Origin of the sequence: Burkholderia sp. AU45274 (assembly GCF_030482505.1) — a bacterium.
Classification (GTDB): Bacteria; Pseudomonadota; Gammaproteobacteria; order Burkholderiales; family Burkholderiaceae; genus Burkholderia.
The window spans coordinates 155,549-173,249 of record NZ_JAUJQE010000002.1 but is presented as its reverse complement, the minus strand read 5'-3'; the positions used below and the strand labels follow the sequence as shown (position 1 = coordinate 173,249).

The 17,701-nt window shown below is 68.4% G+C and carries 13 protein-coding genes; 7 read left to right on the top strand and 6 right to left on the bottom strand.

The window, feature by feature from the left end:
• Positions 1-4: 4 nt before the first annotated feature.
• Positions 5-1,990: a pseudouridine synthase gene (locus QZM35_RS09570; RefSeq protein ID WP_301775851.1), complete on the top strand. Its 1,986-nt coding sequence runs from the start codon at positions 5-7 to the stop codon at positions 1,988-1,990.
• An 89-nt stretch (positions 1,991-2,079) separates the two neighbouring features.
• On the opposite strand, the gene def is transcribed toward QZM35_RS09570, so the two are convergent.
• The 5 genes from def to QZM35_RS09545 form a co-directional block, all read right to left on the bottom strand.
• A complete protein-coding gene (gene def / locus QZM35_RS09565; protein WP_039342702.1) occupies positions 2,080-2,613 on the bottom strand; it encodes a peptide deformylase in 534 nt (177 codons plus the stop codon).
• Positions 2,610-4,685 (bottom strand): NAD-dependent DNA ligase LigA, encoded by a 2,076-nt coding sequence (ligA, locus tag QZM35_RS09560; RefSeq protein ID WP_089425692.1) that lies wholly within the window; start codon positions 4,683-4,685, stop codon positions 2,610-2,612. The genes def and ligA overlap by 4 nt, the downstream gene beginning before the upstream one ends.
• A gap of 166 nt (positions 4,686-4,851) precedes the next feature.
• Positions 4,852-6,135 (bottom strand): cell division protein ZipA C-terminal FtsZ-binding domain-containing protein, encoded by a 1,284-nt coding sequence (locus QZM35_RS09555; protein ID WP_089495105.1) that lies wholly within the window; start codon positions 6,133-6,135, stop codon positions 4,852-4,854.
• A gap of 85 nt (positions 6,136-6,220) precedes the next feature.
• Positions 6,221-9,733, bottom strand: coding sequence for a chromosome segregation protein SMC (gene smc / locus QZM35_RS09550; protein ID WP_046545990.1), 3,513 nt, complete (start codon positions 9,731-9,733; stop codon positions 6,221-6,223).
• 139 nt (positions 9,734-9,872) lie between these two features.
• The gene (locus tag QZM35_RS09545; RefSeq protein ID WP_089425694.1) at positions 9,873-10,814 is read right to left on the bottom strand and encodes a DMT family transporter; all 942 of its coding nucleotides are present in this window, start codon (positions 10,812-10,814) and stop codon (positions 9,873-9,875) included.
• Positions 10,815-10,973: 159 nt separating this feature from the next.
• Between QZM35_RS09545 and dapC the strand changes: the two genes are divergently transcribed.
• The 6 genes from dapC to cls all read left to right on the top strand — a co-directional run bounded on the left by dapC (position 10,974) and on the right by cls (position 17,142).
• The gene (gene dapC, locus QZM35_RS09540) at positions 10,974-12,206 is read left to right on the top strand and encodes a succinyldiaminopimelate transaminase (protein WP_089425695.1); all 1,233 of its coding nucleotides are present in this window, start codon (positions 10,974-10,976) and stop codon (positions 12,204-12,206) included.
• A gap of 43 nt (positions 12,207-12,249) precedes the next feature.
• Positions 12,250-13,077, top strand: coding sequence for a 2,3,4,5-tetrahydropyridine-2,6-dicarboxylate N-succinyltransferase (gene dapD / locus QZM35_RS09535; RefSeq protein ID WP_089425696.1), 828 nt, complete (start codon positions 12,250-12,252; stop codon positions 13,075-13,077).
• The gene (locus QZM35_RS09530; RefSeq protein ID WP_039342680.1) at positions 13,077-13,445 is read left to right on the top strand and encodes an ArsC family reductase; all 369 of its coding nucleotides are present in this window, start codon (positions 13,077-13,079) and stop codon (positions 13,443-13,445) included. The genes dapD and QZM35_RS09530 overlap by 1 nt, the downstream gene beginning before the upstream one ends.
• Positions 13,446-13,534: 89 nt before the next feature.
• Positions 13,535-14,674, top strand: a complete 1,140-nt coding sequence (dapE, locus tag QZM35_RS09525; protein WP_301775850.1) for a succinyl-diaminopimelate desuccinylase — start codon at positions 13,535-13,537, stop codon at positions 14,672-14,674.
• A gap of 11 nt (positions 14,675-14,685) precedes the next feature.
• On the top strand, positions 14,686-15,594 hold the full coding sequence (prmB, locus tag QZM35_RS09520) for a 50S ribosomal protein L3 N(5)-glutamine methyltransferase (RefSeq protein ID WP_089425697.1): 909 nt from the start codon (positions 14,686-14,688) through the stop codon (positions 15,592-15,594).
• Positions 15,595-15,702: 108 nt separating this feature from the next.
• Entirely contained in the window at positions 15,703-17,142 is a 1,440-nt protein-coding gene (gene cls, locus QZM35_RS09515; protein ID WP_301775849.1) for a cardiolipin synthase, read from the top strand.
• 75 nt (positions 17,143-17,217) lie between these two features.
• Here the strand turns inward: cls and QZM35_RS09510 are convergent, their stop codons facing one another.
• Positions 17,218-17,697, bottom strand: coding sequence for a glutathione peroxidase (locus QZM35_RS09510; RefSeq protein WP_089425699.1), 480 nt, complete (start codon positions 17,695-17,697; stop codon positions 17,218-17,220).
• Positions 17,698-17,701: the final 4 nt, after the last annotated feature.

Genomic DNA, 17,701 nt, shown 5'->3' with positions numbered 1-17,701 from the left:
GTTTATGCGCACCAAATTAACCGTCAAGAATCCGAAGCCGGCGTCGCCGACCCGCGCCCCTGTCCGCTCCGGCAGCCTCGTCGCCCGCAAGGCGGTGCGTCCCGCCACGCCTCCCGCCGGGGATAAGCCGGCCCGCCCGAAGAAGGCGCCCCCTGCCGGCGCCGGCGAACGCACGTTCAAGCCGCGCGCTGCCGCGGGCGCCGATCGCGCACCGGCCAAGCGTGCACCGCGTGACGGCGGTGCGGAACGCGGCACGCGCGCCCCTTATCGCGACAACGCGGCCGGGGAAGGCGCGAAGCGCAGCTTCGGCGACCGCCGTACGTCGTCGGACCGTCCGCCGCGGCGTGATGACGACGCGCGGCCGCGTCGTGCAGGTGGCGAAGGCGGTGCACGCGCGCCGTATCGCGACAACGCGGGCGGTGAAGGCGCGAAGCGCAGCTTCGGCGACCGCCGCACGTCGTCGGATCGTCCGCCGCGCCGCGATGACGATGCGCGGCCGCGTCGTGCAGGTGGCGAAGGCGGCGCACGCGCGCCGTATCGCGACAACGCAGGCGGTGAAGGCGCAAAACGCAGCTTCGGCGACCGCCGCACGTCGTCGGATCGTCCGCCGCGCCGCGACGACGACGCACGGCCGCGTCGTGCAGGGGGCGAAGGCGGCGCACGCACGCCTTATCGCGACAACGCATCCGGTGAAGGCGCAAAACGCAGCTTCGGCGACCGTCGCACGTCGTCCGATCGCCCGCCGCGCCGCGATGACGACGCCCGCCCGCGCCGCGCAGGCGCTGAAGACGGCAAGCGCCCGTCGTATCGCGACAACGCATCCGGCGAAGGTGCGAAGCGCAGCTTCGGCGACCGCCGCACGTCGTCCGATCGCCCGCCGCGCCGTGATGACGATGCACGTCCGCGTCGCGCAGGCTCCAGTGAAGGCAGCGCACGCGCACCGTATCGCGACAAGGCAGCCGGCGAAGGCGCGAAGCGCAGCTTTGGCGACCGCCGCACGTCGTCCGATCGCCCGCCGCGCCGTGATGACGATGCCCGCCCGCGCCGCGCAGGCGCTGACGACGGCAAGCGCCCGTCGTATCGCGACAAGCCTGCCGGCGAAGGTGCGACGCGCAGCTTCGGCGACCGCCCGGCCCGCCCCGCACGCGACGGCGAGCGCCGCTCGTTCGGTGCGGTCAAGACCGCGCAACCGGTCAAGCGCGCCGCCGCCGACGTTGACTACGGCGACGAATCGGGCCTGATGCGCCTGTCGAAACGGATGTCCGAGCTCGGCATGTGCTCGCGCCGCGAAGCCGACGAATGGATCGAAAAGGGCTGGGTGCTCGTCGACGGCGAACGCATCGACACGCTCGGCACCAAGGTCCGCGCGGACCAGAAGATCGAGATCGACGAACGCGCGAGCGCCGCGCAGGCCGCGCAAGTGACGATCCTGCTGCACAAGCCGGTCGGCTACGTGTCCGGCCAGGCGGAAGACGGCTACGAGCCCGCGGCCGTGCTGATCACGCGCGCGAACCGCTGGAGCGGCGACCATTCGCCGGTGCGCTTCTCGCCGCAGCATCTGCACGCCCTCGCACCGGCCGGCCGCCTGGACATCGATTCGACCGGCCTGCTCGTGCTGACGCAAAACGGCGTGATCGCGAAGCAGCTGATCGGCGAGCAGTCGGACATCGACAAGGAGTACCTGGTGCGCGTGCGCTTCGGCGAACGGCTCATCGACATCGACCAGCACTTCCCCGCGGAATCGCTCGCGAAGCTGCGCCACGGCCTCGAGCTCGACGGCGTCGCGCTGAAGCCCGCGATGGTGAGCTGGCAGAACGGCGAGCAGTTGCGCTTCGTGTTGCGCGAAGGCAAGAAGCGCCAGATCCGTCGCATGTGCGAGCTGGTGGGCCTCGACGTGATCGGCCTGAAGCGCGTCCGGATGGGCCGCGTGATGCTCGGCGCCCTGCCGCAGGGTCAATGGCGCTATCTGTCGGCCGACGAGACGTTCTGATCGCGGGCGCATACACGTGCGCGACGCAACGAAAAAGCCCGCGCAAGCGGGCTTTTTCTTGTCTGCGAGAAGCCGGCAAAGCCGGCCAATCAATCGTCGGAAGCCGGATCGAGCCCCGGGAACAGCACTTCCGTGAAGCCGAAGCGCGTGAAGTCGGTGATCCGCATCGGATACAGCTTGCCGATCAGGTGGTCGTATTCGTGCTGGACGACGCGTGCGTGAAAACCGTCGGCCACGCGGTCGATCTTCTCGCCGTACTGGTCGAAGCCGCTGTAGCGCACTTTCGCGTAGCGGCTGACGACGCCGCGCATGCCCGGCACCGACAGGCAGCCTTCCCAGCCCTCTTCCATGTCCGGCGGCAGGTACTCGATCTTCGGGTTGATCAGCACGGTCTCGGGCACCGGGGGCGCATCCGGGTAGCGGTTGTTGTTGCCGAAGCCGAAGATGATGATCTGCAGCCCGATGCCGATCTGCGGTGCAGCCAGGCCGGCGCCGTTCGCATGGTGCATCGTCTCGAACATGTCCGCGACGATCTCGTGCAGTTCGGGTGTATCGAACCGCTCGACCGGCTTGGCGACTTCGAGCAGGCGCGGATCGCCCATCTTCAGGATCTCGCGAATCATGGCGTATTACCCTCCAGGAGTTGGTGCAGGCCGTCTTCGTCCAGCACGGGGATGCCGAGTTCCTCGGCCTTCGCGAGCTTGCTGCCGGCTTCGGCGCCCGCGACCACGTAATCCGTCTTCTTCGATACCGAACCGGCCACTTTCGCGCCCGCCGCTTCGAGCATTTCCTTCGCGGCATCGCGCGTGAGCGTCGGCAGCGTGCCCGTCAGCACGACCGTCTTGCCGGCCAGCACGCCCTGCGGCGCCTTCGGCGCGGGCGGCCCTTCCGGCCACGTCACCTTGCCCGGCGCGCGCAACTGCTCGATCACGGTCCGGTTGTGCTCTTCCGCGAAGAACTGATGGAGCGACTCGGCGACGATCGGCCCGACGTCATTGACTTCGAGCAGTTCTTCGATCGACGCGTCCATGATCGGGGTCAGCGAGCCGAAATGCTTCGCGAGATCCTTCGCGGTCGATTCGCCCACGTGACGGATGCCGAGCCCGTAGATGAAGCGCGCGAGCGTCGTGTGCTTCGCCTTCTCGAGCGAGTCGAGCAGGTTCTGTGCCGACTTCTCGGCGAACCGGTCGAGCTCGGCGAGCGTCGCAAAGCCGAGATTGAACAGATCGGCCGGCGTGCGCACGAGATTCAGCTCGACGAGCTGGTCGATGATCTTCTCGCCGAGCCCGTCGATGTCGAGCGCGCGGCGCTGCGCGAAATGCCACAGCGCCTGCTTGCGCTGCGCCGGGCAGAACAGGCCGCCCGTGCAGCGCGCGATCGCCTCGTCCGGTAGGCGCTCGATCTTCGAGCCGCACACCGGGCATTCGGTCGGCATCACGAACTCGGCCGCATCGGCCGGGCGCCGGTCGAGCAGCGCGCCGACCACCTCGGGGATCACGTCGCCCGCGCGGCGCACGATCACGGTATCGCCGATCCGGATGTCCTTGCGGCGCACCTCGTCCTCGTTGTGCAGCGTTGCGTTCGTCACGGTCGCGCCGCCGACGAATACGGGCTCGAGGCGCGCGACCGGCGTGATCGCGCCGGTGCGGCCGACCTGCACGTCGATCGCGACGAGCCTGGTCAGCGCTTCCTGAGCGGGGAACTTGTGCGCGAGCGCGAAGCGCGGCGCGCGCGACACGAAGCCGAGGCGCTCCTGTTCGTCACGCCGGTTGACCTTGTAGACGACGCCGTCGATGTCGTACGGCAGCGACTCGCGCTTCTCGCCGACCTTGCGGAAGAAGTCGAGCAAGCCTTCGGCGCCGTGCACCACCGCGCGCTCGCGGTTCACGGGCAGGCCGAGCGACTCGTACCAGTCGAGCAGCGCGCTGTGCGTATCGGGCATCGGCATCCCGTCGAGCACGCCGATCCCGTACGCGAAGAACGACAGCGGGCGCTGCGCGGTGATCTTCGAGTCGAGCTGGCGCAGGCTGCCGGCCGCCGCGTTGCGCGGGTTCGCGAATTCGCGCTGGTCGGCCGCGCGCTGGCGTTCGTTCAGGCGTGCGAAATCGCGCTTGAACATCAGCACCTCGCCGCGCACGTCGAGCACGGCCGGCACGTTCTTGCCCTTCAGCTTCAGCGGAATCGAGCGGATCGTGCGCACGTTCTCGGTCACGTCCTCGCCTGTCGTCCCGTCGCCGCGCGTGGACGCCTGGACGAATACGCCCTGCTCGTAGCGCAGCGAGATCGCGAGACCGTCGAACTTCAGTTCGCATGCGTACTCGACGGGCTCCGTCACCGAGCCGGCGAGATCGGTCGTCTTGTCGAGCGCGTCGGCGACACGCTTGTCGAATGCGACGATGTCCTCGTCGGCGAAACCGTTGTTCAGCGACAGCATCGGCGCGTCATGCACGACCGGCGTGAAACCGCCGGCCGCCTCGCCGCCGACACGCTGCGTCGGCGAATCGGGCGTCACGAGTTCCGGATGGTCGGCTTCGAGCTGCTGCAGTTCGCGGAACAGCCGGTCGTATTCGGCGTCGGGCAGATCCGGCTGGTCGAGCACGTAATAGGCGTAGTTCGCCCGCTCGAGTTGATCGCGCAGCCACGCGGCGCGCGCGTCGGGCTGGCTGGCTGGCGGTTCGGCTTGGGTTCGGGCCATGCTGGCGGCAGAGTCGTTCTGAAAAATCGGAATTCCGATTATCTCAGTTTGACGCCGCAGCGGGGGCACGCGATGCGTGCCGCGCGGGCCCGCTGCAGTGCACACAAGCACGGTGCATGGCAGCGACGGGCGACGGCGCCGGAAGCCGCCGCCCGCCGGGCGCGCGTTACTGGCTGAAGAGGCGGCGCGTGACCGGCGAACCGGCCGGGATGCCGGCTTCCTCGAGCTTCGCGTACAGCTTCATCAGTTGCTGATCGATCGCGACCAGCGTCGATTCCGGCAGCGGCCGCCGCGAATCGTCGACGACCCGCGCGCCGATCCGCTCGGACAGCGATTTCGCGTAGTCGCACATCAGCCGGAACGGCAGGATGTCCTCTTCGGCGACCGGCACGTCGAGCACCAGCGTGATCATGTTGCCGCCCTTGTACGTGAGGTCGTCGCGCAGGAAGTTCGTGTCGCCGAACTGCAGCATGAACACGGGGTTCTGCTTCGCGTCGAGCTTCACGAAACGCGTGCCGTCGCGCGACAGCAGCAGCCCGTCCTGCGACGCGACCGCCTGCACGTAGTTCGCCGACCACGGCGCGCCGTCCGACATCACGTTGATCGACAGCTGCGCGTCGCACTGCGCGGCAAACGCGTCGAGCTCGCGCGCCATCGCGACCGTTTCCATCATGTCCGGGAATTCCGGCGCGCCGTCGATCGCGTCGGCGAACTGCTGGACGCCCGTCACGAATTCGGAGAACTCGAGCTCGTTCAGCGCACCGCTGCGGTTCGCAAGCTGCGCGGCCGCGCGCAGCTCCTCGTAGCGCACGCCGTTCTGCAGCAACTCCCACTGGCCGCCTTCCGGCTTGCCTTCGATGTGCACGGGCTTGCTGCCCGCGCGGCGCAGCCGCTGCGCGGCCGGCAGGATCTTGTCGCCCGGCAGCGACCCGCCGAGGCGGATCGGCACGATGCAGTCGATCCGGCGGTCGACGATCGCCGGCGGAGCCGACGAGATCGTCGTGGCGGCCGGCAGCACGGGTTCGGCCGGCTCTGCCGGTTCAGCGTGCGTGTCGTGCGCGGAAGCCGGTGCGGCTGCTTCGCCGGCAACCGGCTCGACCGACTCGGCCGGTGCATCGATACCGGTCGCCTCGGCCTGCAGATCGGCCGGCGTATCGGCAGGTGCCGCACCACCGAACGTCGGCTCGACGCGCGCGACTTCGGCCGGCGTGCCGCCCGTGGCGGCCGCCGGGGCCGGTGCCGCGGGCTCGCGCCGCACCGGCTGGCGCACCGGCTCGATGAACGGCAATTCTTCCTCGCGTTCGGGGCGGTTCATCGCCTCGGCCGCTTCCTCCGGCATCGGGCGCGGCATCCTGCGCCGCACCTTCGCGCCCTGCCATGCGTTGTAGACCACGACGCCGCCCACCACGACGGCGCCCGCGCCGATCAAACCGAGTGTCAACTCGTCCATGCACGCTCCATCAGCAATTCTTGTTCGTCGGAACCGCGAACGGGCGCCCATGCGCCGCGCGAACGCGGTCCGGTTTCGTCAAACGTCAATTCTGGGCAAAACCCGCGGCGGTTTCCATGTCCACCGCAACGATCCGCGACACGCCCTGCTCCTGCATCGTCACGCCGATCAGCTGCTGCGCCATTTCCATCGCGATCTTGTTGTGCGAGATGAACAGGAACTGCGTCTTGTCGGACATCGCGCGCACGAGATTCGCGAAACGCTCGGTGTTCGCGTCGTCGAGCGGCGCGTCGACCTCGTCGAGCAGACAGAACGGCGCCGGGTTCAGCTGGAACATCGCGAACACCAGTGCGGTCGCGGTCAGCGCCTTCTCGCCGCCCGACAGCAGGTGGATCGTCGCGTTCTTCTTGCCCGGCGGCTGCGCCATCACCTGCACGCCGGCGTCGAGGATTTCGTCGCCCGTCATGATCAGCTTCGCCTGGCCGCCGCCGAACAGGCGCGGGAACAGGTCGCTGAAGTGACGGTTGACCTCGTCGAAGGTGCCCTGCAGCAGCGTGCGGGTTTCCTGGTCGATCTTGTGGATCGCGTCCTCGAGCGTCGTGATCGCGTCGATCAGGTCGGCCGACTGCGCATCGAGGAACACCTTGCGCTCGCTCGCGGCCTTCAGCTCATCGAGCGCGGCCATGTTCACCGGGCCGAGCGCGTTGATCGCGTTGTTCAGGCGCGTGACCTCGCCCTGCAGGTACGACGGCTTCAGATCCGGCGTGAGCTTCTCGCGCAGCGCTTCCTCGTCGACCTCGGCCGTCGTCAGTTGCTCGGCGAACTGCTCGACCGACAGGCGCGCGGCCTGCTCCTTCAACTGCAATTCGGTGATGCGGTCGCGCAACGGTTGCAGCGAGCGCTCGGCGACGAGTCGCTGCTCGTCCGACGCGCGCAGCTTCGCGGTCAGGTCATCGAGTTCGATCCGCGCGGCCTGCAGCGCCTCTTCCTTCACCGCGCGAATCTCGAGCGCGTCCTGCAGGCCCGTGTGCGCGGTCTGCTCGTTGATCGTCTCGAGCTCGGCGCGTGCGTCTTCGAGCGACGCGGCGACACGCTCGCTCTGCTCGTGTGCAACCTGGATGCTGCGCTTGAGCTCGTCGATCCGCGTCACGGCATTGCGTGCGGCGAAGCGCGCGTCGTTCGCGCCGCGCTCCAGGTCACGCGCTTCCTGACGCGCCTGCGTCAGCGATTCGTCGAGCGCTTCGAATGCGAGCTGGTTGTCCTCGAAGCGCGCCTGCAGTTCGGCCAGTTCGCCGTCGAAACGCTCGAAATTCGCTTCCGACTCCGCGCGCATCGCGCGCTGCTCTTCGATCTGCGCGCCGATTTCCTCGAGTTCCTCGCGGATCTGCGTGCTGCGCTGCGTGTAACGTTCGTGCGCCTGCGCAAGCTTCAGCACGTCCATCTGCAACGCATGCACGCGCTGCGTCGCACGCTCGGCCTGTGCGCGCACGTCGCCGAGTGCCTGCGTGGCCTGCGTGTGCGCGGCTTCCGCGCGGACAGCGGCCGTGCGCGCCTCGTCGGCGAGCAGCGCCTGTGCACGCACCTGGCGCGTCAGGTTTTCGATTTCCTGCTGGCGGGCCAGCATCCCGGCCTGCTCCGAATCGGCCGCATACAGCTGCACGCCGACGCGCGTGACGATATGGCCGGCCTTGACGACGAACGCGCCGCCTGCCGGCAGCTGCGTGCGCGTCGCAAGCGCCTGCGCGACGTCGTCGGCAACGTACACGTTGCCGAGCCAGTCGTTCAGCACCGCGCGGATGCCCGCATCGTCGATGCGCACGAGCGACAGCACCGGACGCAGGCCGGCCACGGCCGCCGGCGGTTCGCCGGCCGCGGGCGGCGCATAGAACGCGAGCTTCGCGGGCGGTGCGTCGGTCGCAAAAGCCTTCACCCAGTCGAGATTCGACACTTCGAGCGCGGCGAGGCGCTCGCGCAGCACCGCTTCGAGCGCCGCTTCCCAGCCGGCTTCGACGTGCAGCTTCTTCCACAGACGCGGCAGCGCGCCGAGCTCGTGCTTGTCGAGCCACGGCTGCACCTTGCCTTCGGTCTGAACATTTTCTTGCAGTTGCTTCAGCGCGGCGAGACGCGCCTCGAGCTGGTGGATCTGCGCGGCTTCGGCCTGCACGCGCTCCTGCGCGGCACGGCGTTCGCCATCGAGGCGCGGCACCGTTTCCTGCGCGTCGGCGAGGCGCGCCTGCGCTTCGGCCAGGATCTCTTCCTGCTCGGCGAGCTGCATGCGCAGCTCCTCGAGCTGAGCCTCGTCCGGCGCGTCGAGCCCGCCCGCTTCGCTCTTCAGGCGCTCATGGCGCTGCTGCAGCTGCTGGAGCTGCTGGTCGGCGTTGCGCTGGTGCGCGGCTTCGAGCTTCAGCGACTGTTCGGTCTGCGCGATCCGCGCGCGCTCGTCGTTGAGCTGCGCCTGCGCATCGCGGAACTTCGCTTCGAGCGCCGGCAGCGCGTCGTGCTTCGCGGCGGCGTTGTCTTCGGCGAGCGCGGCCTTCTCGTCGGCCATCGCGCGCGCTTCCTCGGCTTCCTCGAGCTCGTCCTGCGCCTTCTCGGCCTGCGCGCGCCATTGCTCGCGCTGCGCATTCAGTGCGGCGATCTGCGCCTGCACGCGGTTGCGCGATTCGACGATGAACTTGATCTCGGCTTCGAGGCGGCTCACCTCGGCGTTCGCTTCGTAGAGCGAGCCCTGCGCGCCCTGCATCGCGTCGCTTGCGGAGTAATGCGCAACGCGCAGCGTCTCGAGCTGCGCCTCGACCTCGCGCAGCTTCGCCGTTTGCGCCTCGAGGTCGATCTGCGCCTGTTCGATCGCGCGCTGCTGCTTCTGCTGCTCGCCGGCGGCCTCGTTCTTGCGCAGCAGCCACAACAGGCGCTGCTTCTCCTCGCCGTCGGCGACGAGTTCCTTGTACTTGGTGGCAACGACGGCCTGCGCCTCGAGCTTCTCGAGGTTCGCGCCGAGCTCGCGGACGATGTCCTCGACGCGGGTCAGGTTCTCGCGCGTGTCGTGCAGGCGGTTCTCGGTCTCGCGGCGGCGTTCCTTGTACTTCGACACGCCCGCGGCTTCCTCGAGGAACACGCGCAGCTCTTCCGGCTTCGCCTCGATGATCCGGGCGATCATGCCCTGCCCGATGATCGCGTACGCACGCGGCCCGAGGCCGGTGCCGAGGAAGATGTCCTGGATGTCGCGGCGGCGCGCCGGCAGGTTGTTGATGTAGTAACTCGACGTGCCGTCGCGCGTCAGCACGCGCTTCACGGCGATCTCGCCGTACTGGCCCCACTGGCCGGCCGCGCGGCCGTCGGAGTTGTCGAAGATCAGTTCGACGCTGGCCCGGCTGCCGGGCTTGCGGGCGGTCGAGCCGTTGAAGATCACGTCCTGCATCGATTCGCCGCGCAGCTCGGAAGCGCGCGACTCGCCGAGCACCCAGCGCACGGCATCGATGATGTTGGACTTGCCGCACCCGTTCGGGCCCACCACGCCGACAAGCTGGCCCGGAACCTGGAAATGCGTGGGATCGACAAAGGATTTGAAGCCAGCGAGTTTGATCGAGCTCAGACGCACGGCGGTATCGGATGTGAAGAAGGTGTGAAACGGACGGAGCCGCACTGCGCGAGGCCGGACGGCCCATGCGCGCGATGCGCTCCGGAATTCAAAAGCGGGGCCGCGCGCATACAGCGTTGGGCCCCGCAAACGGCTTCCATCATACCATCGCGCGTGCGCCGTCCCGACCGTCGCCGGGTTTGTCCGGTGCCGGCGCGGCACGATGGACCCGGCTCGACAGCAGCGTCGCCAGCACGATGCACGCGCCGCCCGCCCACTCGCGCGCGCTCGGCAGCTCGTTCGCGAACACCCAGGCCGACAACGCGGTGATCACGATCTCGAACAGCATGATGATCGACGCACGGTTCGCCGGCACGCGCGCCAGCCCGTATTGCACGAGCAGGTTGTTCGACGCCATCGTCACGCCGATCGCGACGATGATCAGCGCGGCCGTGCCGAGGTGGCCGCCCGCCGGCGCAGCCGGTATCCCCTCGAACAGCGACGCGATCGCGCCGAACACCGCCGCGCCGCCGAACAGCGTCGCGGTACGCATCTCGGCGCGCATCTCCGGCAGCTCACGGCTCGCCTTGATCACGAGCACGTTGCTCATCGCGAAGCTCAACCCGGCCGCGAGACCGGCCCATTCGGCCGGGGTGGCCGGCAACGGCAGGCCGAGCGTCGGCGACCACAGCATCAGCATCGCGCCGCCGATCGACAGCGCCGCGAGCCCCGCGCCGGCCCAGGTCAGCCGCTCGCGCAGCAGGAAGTGCGCATAGATCGCGGTCCACGCGGGGGTCAGGTAGAACAGCAGCATCACGCGCAGCACCTCGCCGTGGATCGTGCCCCACACGAACCCGAGGTTCGTCACGCCGGCCGTCACCGCGATGCCGGGCAGCACCCAGTGCCAGCGCAGCGTCGCGATCGTGCGGTGGCGCGCGACGATCACGAACAGGAAGGCGACGAGGCTCGTCAGCGCGCTCGCCAGCGTGCCCGTCACGCCGAGCGACGCCAGGATCCGCAGCGGATACCAGATCAGGCCCCATACCGATGCGCCGATCAGGATGGCCAGCGTCGGCAGGCTGCCGCGTACCGCGTTATTCATTTGGTTCAATACCCTTTATTCGACCGGCCCGGCCGCCGTTCCGGCAGGCCGTGACCGCATTCCGTCACGCTATAATCGTCCGTTGCGACCCGCGCGCCATCGGCGCCCGTTCGCAGCCGCGCGGCGCGCCCGCCGCTTCTTTCGCTCCAACCGGCCGCGATGGCCGCTTCGCCCGTGAACCCTCGACTCGACTCGCTCCAGCCCTATCCCTTCGAAAAGCTGCGCGCCCTGTTCAAGGACGTGACGCCCTCCGGCGCCCTCAAACCGATCAGCTTCGGCATCGGCGAGCCCAAACATGCGACCCCGGCGCTGATCCGCGACGCCGTGGTGGCCGCGCTCGACGGTCTCGCGTCGTACCCGGCCACCGCCGGCTCGGACGCGCTGCGCACGTCGATCGCGCACTGGCTCGAGCGCCGCTACGGGCTGCCGGCCATCGATCCGGCCACGCAGGTGCTGCCCGTGTCGGGGTCGCGCGAGGCGCTGTTCTCGCTCGCGCAGACGGTGATCGACGCCCGCCCGGCCGAACAGGGCGAGAAGGCGATCGTACTCTGTCCGAATCCTTTCTATCAAATTTACGAGGGCGCGGCGCTGCTGGCCGGTGCCGAACCCTATTTCGCGAACAGCGACCCGGCCCGCAACTTCGCGTGCGACTACGCGTCCGTGCCGGACGCAGTCTGGGCGCGCACGCAACTGCTGTACGTGTGCTCGCCGGGCAACCCGACGGGCGCCGTGCTGACGCTCGACGACTGGCGCGAGCTGTTCGCGCTGTCCGACCGCCACGGTTTCGTGATCGCGTCCGACGAGTGCTATTCGGAAATCTATTTCGACGAAGCGGCGCCGCCGCTCGGCGGCCTCGAGGCCGCGCACCGCCTCGGCCGCGGCTTCGAGCGGCTCGTGATGCTGTCGAGCCTGTCGAAGCGCTCGAACGTGCCGGGCATGCGCTCGGGCTTCGTCGCCGGCGACGCTGCGCTGCTGAAGAAATTCCTGCTGTACCGCACGTACCACGGCGCGGCGCTGTCGCCGGTCTGGCAGCACGCGAGCATCGCCGCGTGGAACGACGAGGCGCACGTGCGCGAGAACCGCGCGCTGTACCTGCAGAAGTTCAATACCGTCACGCCGATGCTTGCCGACGTGATCGACGTAAAGCTGCCCGACGCGGCGTTCTACCTGTGGGCCAACGTGTCGCGCACCGGGCTGTCGGACACCGAGTTCGCCCGCCGCCTGTACGCCGACTATAATGTGACGGTTCTGCCCGGCTCGTACCTGGCGCGTGATGCGCACGGCACGAATCCGGGCCGCGATTTCATCCGGATCGCGCTCGTCGCGGGCACCCCCGAATGCGTCGAGGGCGCGCAACGCATCGTCGATTTCTGCCGCTCTCTCGCGCGGTAATCGTCCATCCGATCAATTCCATCCATCTCCTGCGAAAACGAACATGTCGCAACAACTTCAGCAAATCATCGATACCGCCTGGGACAACCGCGCCGAGCTGTCGCCGAAGGCCGCACCGGCCGACGTCCGCGAAGCCGTCGCGCACGCGATCGAGCAGCTCGACAAAGGCGCGCTGCGCGTGGCCGAGAAGGTCGACGGCAACTGGACCGTGCACCAGTGGCTGAAGAAGGCCGTGCTGCTGTCGTTCCGCCTGGAGGACAACGCGCCGATGCCCGCCGGCGGCTACTCGCAGTTCTACGACAAGGTGCCGTCGAAGTTCGCGAACTACACCGCTGAAGATTTCGCCGCGGGCGGCTTCCGCGTCGTCCCGCCGGCCATCGCGCGCCGCGGCTCGTTCATCGCGAAGAACGTCGTGCTGATGCCGTCGTACACCAACATCGGCGCGTACGTCGACGAAGGCACGATGGTCGACACGTGGGCAACGGTCGGTTCGTGCGCACAGATCGGCAAGAACGTGCACCTGTCGGGCGGCGTCGGCATCGGCGGCGTGCTCGAGCCGCTGCAGGCGAACCCGGTCATCATCGAAGACAACTGCTTCATCGGCGCGCGCTCGGAAGTCGTCGAAGGCGTGATCGTCGAGGAAAACTCGGTGATCTCGATGGGCGTGTACCTCGGCCAAAGCACGAAGATCTACGACCGCGAGACGGGCGAAGTCAGCTACGGCCGCATCCCGGCCGGCTCGGTCGTCGTCGCCGGCAACCTGCCGTCGAAGGACGGCTCGCACAGCCTGTACTGCGCGGTGATCGTCAAGAAGGTCGACGCGAAGACCCGCGCGAAGGTCGGCCTGAACGAGCTGCTGCGAGGCGACTGATGGCGAAGCCGCACACCGTGGTCGTCTACGGCATTCCGAACTGCGACACCGTGAAGAAGGCCCGCGTGTGGCTCGACGATCACGGCGTCGAATTCGAGTTTCACGACTTCAAGAAGCTCGGTGTCAGCGCACCGCTCGTCGAGGACTGGCTGAAGGACGTGTCGCTCGACGCGCTCGTCAACAAGCGCGGCACGACGTGGCGCGGCCTGGACGACGCGATGAAGGCGGCCGCCGAAACGAAGGCCGGCGCGGTCGCGCTGATGATCCACAAGCCGTCGGTCATCAAGCGCCCCGTGCTGGTGATCAACGGCCGCGTGAAATCGCTCGGCTTCGTGGCCGATCAATACGCGGCGCTGTTTGCCGCATAGGCTGCCCGCGCTGCGCCTGTCGGCGCAGCCCGACGTCTTGTCGCTGCCGGCCACCGCGCCGGCATTTTTTATCGAAAGTGGTCCGAACCATGTCCGCCACCCTAGCCCTTACCGAACAGCTGATCACCCGCGCGTCCGTGACGCCCGACGACCAGCATTGCCAGCAGATCATGACCGAGCGCCTCGCCGCGCTCGGCTTCGAATGCGAGACCATCGCGTCGCACGGCGTGACCAACCTGTGGGCCGTCAAGCGCGGCACCGACGGCCGCGACGGCAAGCTGCTCGCGTTCGCGGGCCACACCGACGTCGTGCCGACCGGCCCGCTCGAGCAGTGGAGCTCGCCGCCGTTCATCCCCGCCCATCGCGACGGCAAGCTGTACGGCCGCGGCGCGGCCGACATGAAAACGTCGCTCGCGGCATTCGTCGTCGCGTCCGAGGAATTCGTCGCTGCCCATCCCGGCCACCGCGGCGCGATCGCGTTCCTGATCACGAGCGACGAGGAAGGCCCCGCCACCGACGGCACCGTGAAGGTCGTCGAGCTGCTCGAAGCGCGCGGCGAACGCATGGACTACTGCATCGTCGGCGAGCCGACGTCGACCACCGAGCTCGGCGATGTCGTGAAGAACGGCCGCCGCGGCTCGATGTCGGGCGAACTCGTCGTCAAGGGCGTGCAGGGCCACATCGCGTATCCGCACCTCGCGAAGAACCCGATCCACCTGCTCGCGCCGGCGCTCGCCGAGCTCGCCGCCGAGCAGTGGGACGAAGGCAACGAATACTTCCCGCCGACCACCTGGCAGGTGTCGAACCTGCATGCAGGCACCGGCGCGACCAACGTGATCCCCGGCCACGCCGACCTGCTGTTCAACTTCCGCTTCTCGACCGCCAGCACGGTCGAAGGCCTGCAGGCACGCGTGCACGCGATCCTCGACAAGCACGGCCTCGAATACACGCTGAAGTGGTCGGTGAGCGGCCTGCCGTTCCTCACGCCGCGCGGCGAGCTGTCGGGCGCGCTGGAAAACGCGATCCGCACCGAGACCGGCATCACGACCGAGCTGTCGACCACGGGCGGCACGTCGGACGGCCGTTTCATCGCGCGCATCTGCCCGCAGGTGATCGAGTTCGGCCCGCCGAACGGCAGCATCCACAAGATCGACGAGCACATCGAAGTGCGCTTCGTCGACCCGCTGAAGAACGTGTACCGCCGCGTGCTCGAACAACTGATCGCCTGATGGAGCCTCGCATGACGACACCTTTTGCCACTGTTCGCGACCTGCTGCGCTACGCGGTCACGCGCTTCTCGAAGGCGAAGCTCGCGTTCGGCCACGGCTCCGACAACGCGTACGACGAAGCGGCCTACCTCGTGCTGCGCACGCTCGACCTGCCGCTCGACACGCTCGAGCCGTTCCTCGACGCGCGGCTGCTGCCCGACGAAATCGCGGCCGTGCTCGCGGTGATCGAACGGCGCGCGACCGACCGCGTACCGGCCGCGTACCTCACGCATGAAGCGTGGATGCACGGTCACCGCTTCTACGTCGACGAACGCGTGATCGTGCCGCGCTCGTTCATCGGCGAACTGCTCGACGACGGGCTGCAACCGTACGTCGCCGACCCCGAGCAGGTCGGCGCGGTGCTCGAGCTGTGCACGGGCTCCGGCTGCCTCGCGATCCTCGCGGCGAGCGCGTTCCCGAACGCCGAGATCGACGCGGTCGACCTGTCCGACAAGGCGCTCGAAGTCGCCGAGATCAACGTGCGTGACTACGGCCTCGAAGACCGCGTCACGCTGCACCACGGTGACCTCTACGCGCCGCTGCCCACGTTCCGCACCGACCCGGGCTCGCGCTACGACGTGATCCTGACGAACCCGCCGTACGTGAACGCGTCGTCGATGGCCGCGCTGCCGCCCGAGTACCGGCACGAGCCGGAGATGGCGCTCGCGGGCGGCGATGACGGCATGGACATCGTGCGACGCATCGTCGCCGAGGCCCATCGCTGGCTGCACGACGACGGCGTGCTCGTCGTCGAGATCGGCAACGAGCGCGAGCACGTCGAAGCCGCGTTCGGCGGCCTCGAGCTCACGTGGCTGCCCACCAGCGCGGGCGACGACGCCGTGTTCCTGATCCAGGCGTCGGACCTGCCCCGCAAGGCCTGAGCCTTCCCGGCTCGCCCACCGTGCGGTGCACCGTTGCGCCGCACGGTTGGGTAAGATGCGCGTAGGCGGCCGCCCGGCCGCGCGACCTCAGGAGTCCGACACGCGCCCATGACCCTCGACTGGCTACATCTCGGCACCCTGATCCTGACCATCCACGTGCTCGGGATCGTCGCGGCGTTCCACGCGATCATGAATACACGCACGTCGCAAGGCGCGATCGCGTGGGCCGTCTCGCTCGCGGCCATGCCGTACCTGACGCTCATTCCGTACCTGTTCCTCGGCCGCAGCAAGTTTTCCGGCTACGTCGACGCCCGGCGCCACGAGCTGGAAATGTTGCGCATGCACACACCGCGCTCGCCCTGGCTCACCACCGACGCGACCGACGGGCCGGCCGCCGACGCAATCGGCCAGGCCGCGGTGCTCGCGCTCACGCGGCTCGGCGGCATGCCGTTCCTCGGCGGCAATTCGGTGCGCACGCTCGTGAACGGCGACGCGACGTTCTCGGCGATCCTGGCGGCCATCGACGCCGCGCGCGACTACGTGGTGGTCCAGTTCTTCATCGTGCGCGACGATGCGCTCGGCCGAATGCTGCGCGACTCGCTGCTCGCGCGCGCGGCGGCCGGCGTGCGCTGCTGCCTGCTGTACGACAGCATCGGCAGCTTCGACCTGCCGCACAGCTACGTCGACACGCTGCGCCGGGGCGGCGTCGAGGTTCATCCGTTCGCGACCAACCGGAAGTTCGTCAACCGTTTCCAGCTCAACTTCCGCAACCACCGCAAGATCGTCGTCGTCGACGGCAATCGGGCGTTCGTCGGCGGCCACAACGTCGGCGTCGAGTATCTCGGCGCGAAGCCGCGCCTGTCGCCGTGGCGCGACACGCACATCGAGATTCGCGGCCCGGTGGTCGCGAGCATCCAGTACGTGTTCGCCGAAGACTGGCACTGGGCAACGCAGAAGCTGCCGCCGCTCGCGTTGCCGCCGCCCGCGCAGCCCGGCGACAACATGCATTGCCTCGCGGTGCCGATGGGGCCGGCCGACAAGCAGGAGACGGGCTCGCTGTTCTTCGTCGAGGCGATCAACGCCGCGCGCAAGCGGGTCTGGATCACCACGCCGTACCTCGTCCCCGACGAAGCCGTGATTTCCGCACTGAAGCTCGCCGTGATGCGCGGCGTCGACGTGCGCATCCTGATCCCGAGCCGGCGCGACCACTATGTGGTATTCGAAGCGTCGAAGCTGTACGCGCGCGACCTGGTCGATGCGGGCGTCAAGGTGTTCCGCTACCGGCCCGGCTTCCTGCACCAGAAGGTCGTGCTGATCGACCGCATCGCGGCGGCGATCGGCAGCGCGAATCTCGACAACCGCTCGTTCCGCCTCAATTTCGAGATCATGGTGCTGACCGTCGACCGCACATTCGCCGACGAAGTCGAGACGATGCTCGATGCCGATTTCGCGCAGGCGTACGAGGTCGATGCGAGCGAATACCGCCAATCGCCCGCCTGGCGACGCATCGCGATGCACGTCGCGCGGCTGTTCGCACCGATCCTCTAACGGCCTAGACGACGGCGGCGGCGGCGGCGGCGCCCGTGCGATCCGCACCGGCGCCGCGAACGCCGCCGGCAGCCGTCACAGCAGCTTGTCGATATCCGCGGCGATTTCGTCCGGCTTGGTCGACGGCGCGTAGCGCTTGACGATGCGCCCTTCACGATCGACCAGGAACTTCGTGAAATTCCACTTGATCGCCTTGAGGCCGAGAATGCCGGGCGCCTCGTCGGTCAGGTAGCGGTACAGCGGATGCGCATGGTCGCCCTTCACGTCGATCTTCGCGAACATCGGGAACGTGACGCCGTAATTGCGCTCGCAGAACGCACCGATCTGCGTGGCGTCGCCGGGCTCCTGCTTGCCGAACTGGTTGCACGGGAAGCCGAGCACATAGAAGCCGCGCGCCGCGTACTGGTCGTACAGCTTCTGCAGGCCCGCGTACTGCGGCGTGAAACCGCACTCGCTCGCGGTGTTGACGATCAGCAGCACCTTGCCGCGATATGCGTCGAGCGAGGCCGGCGCGCCGGCAAGCGTCTCTGCGCTGAACGAATACAGGGTGGACATCGGG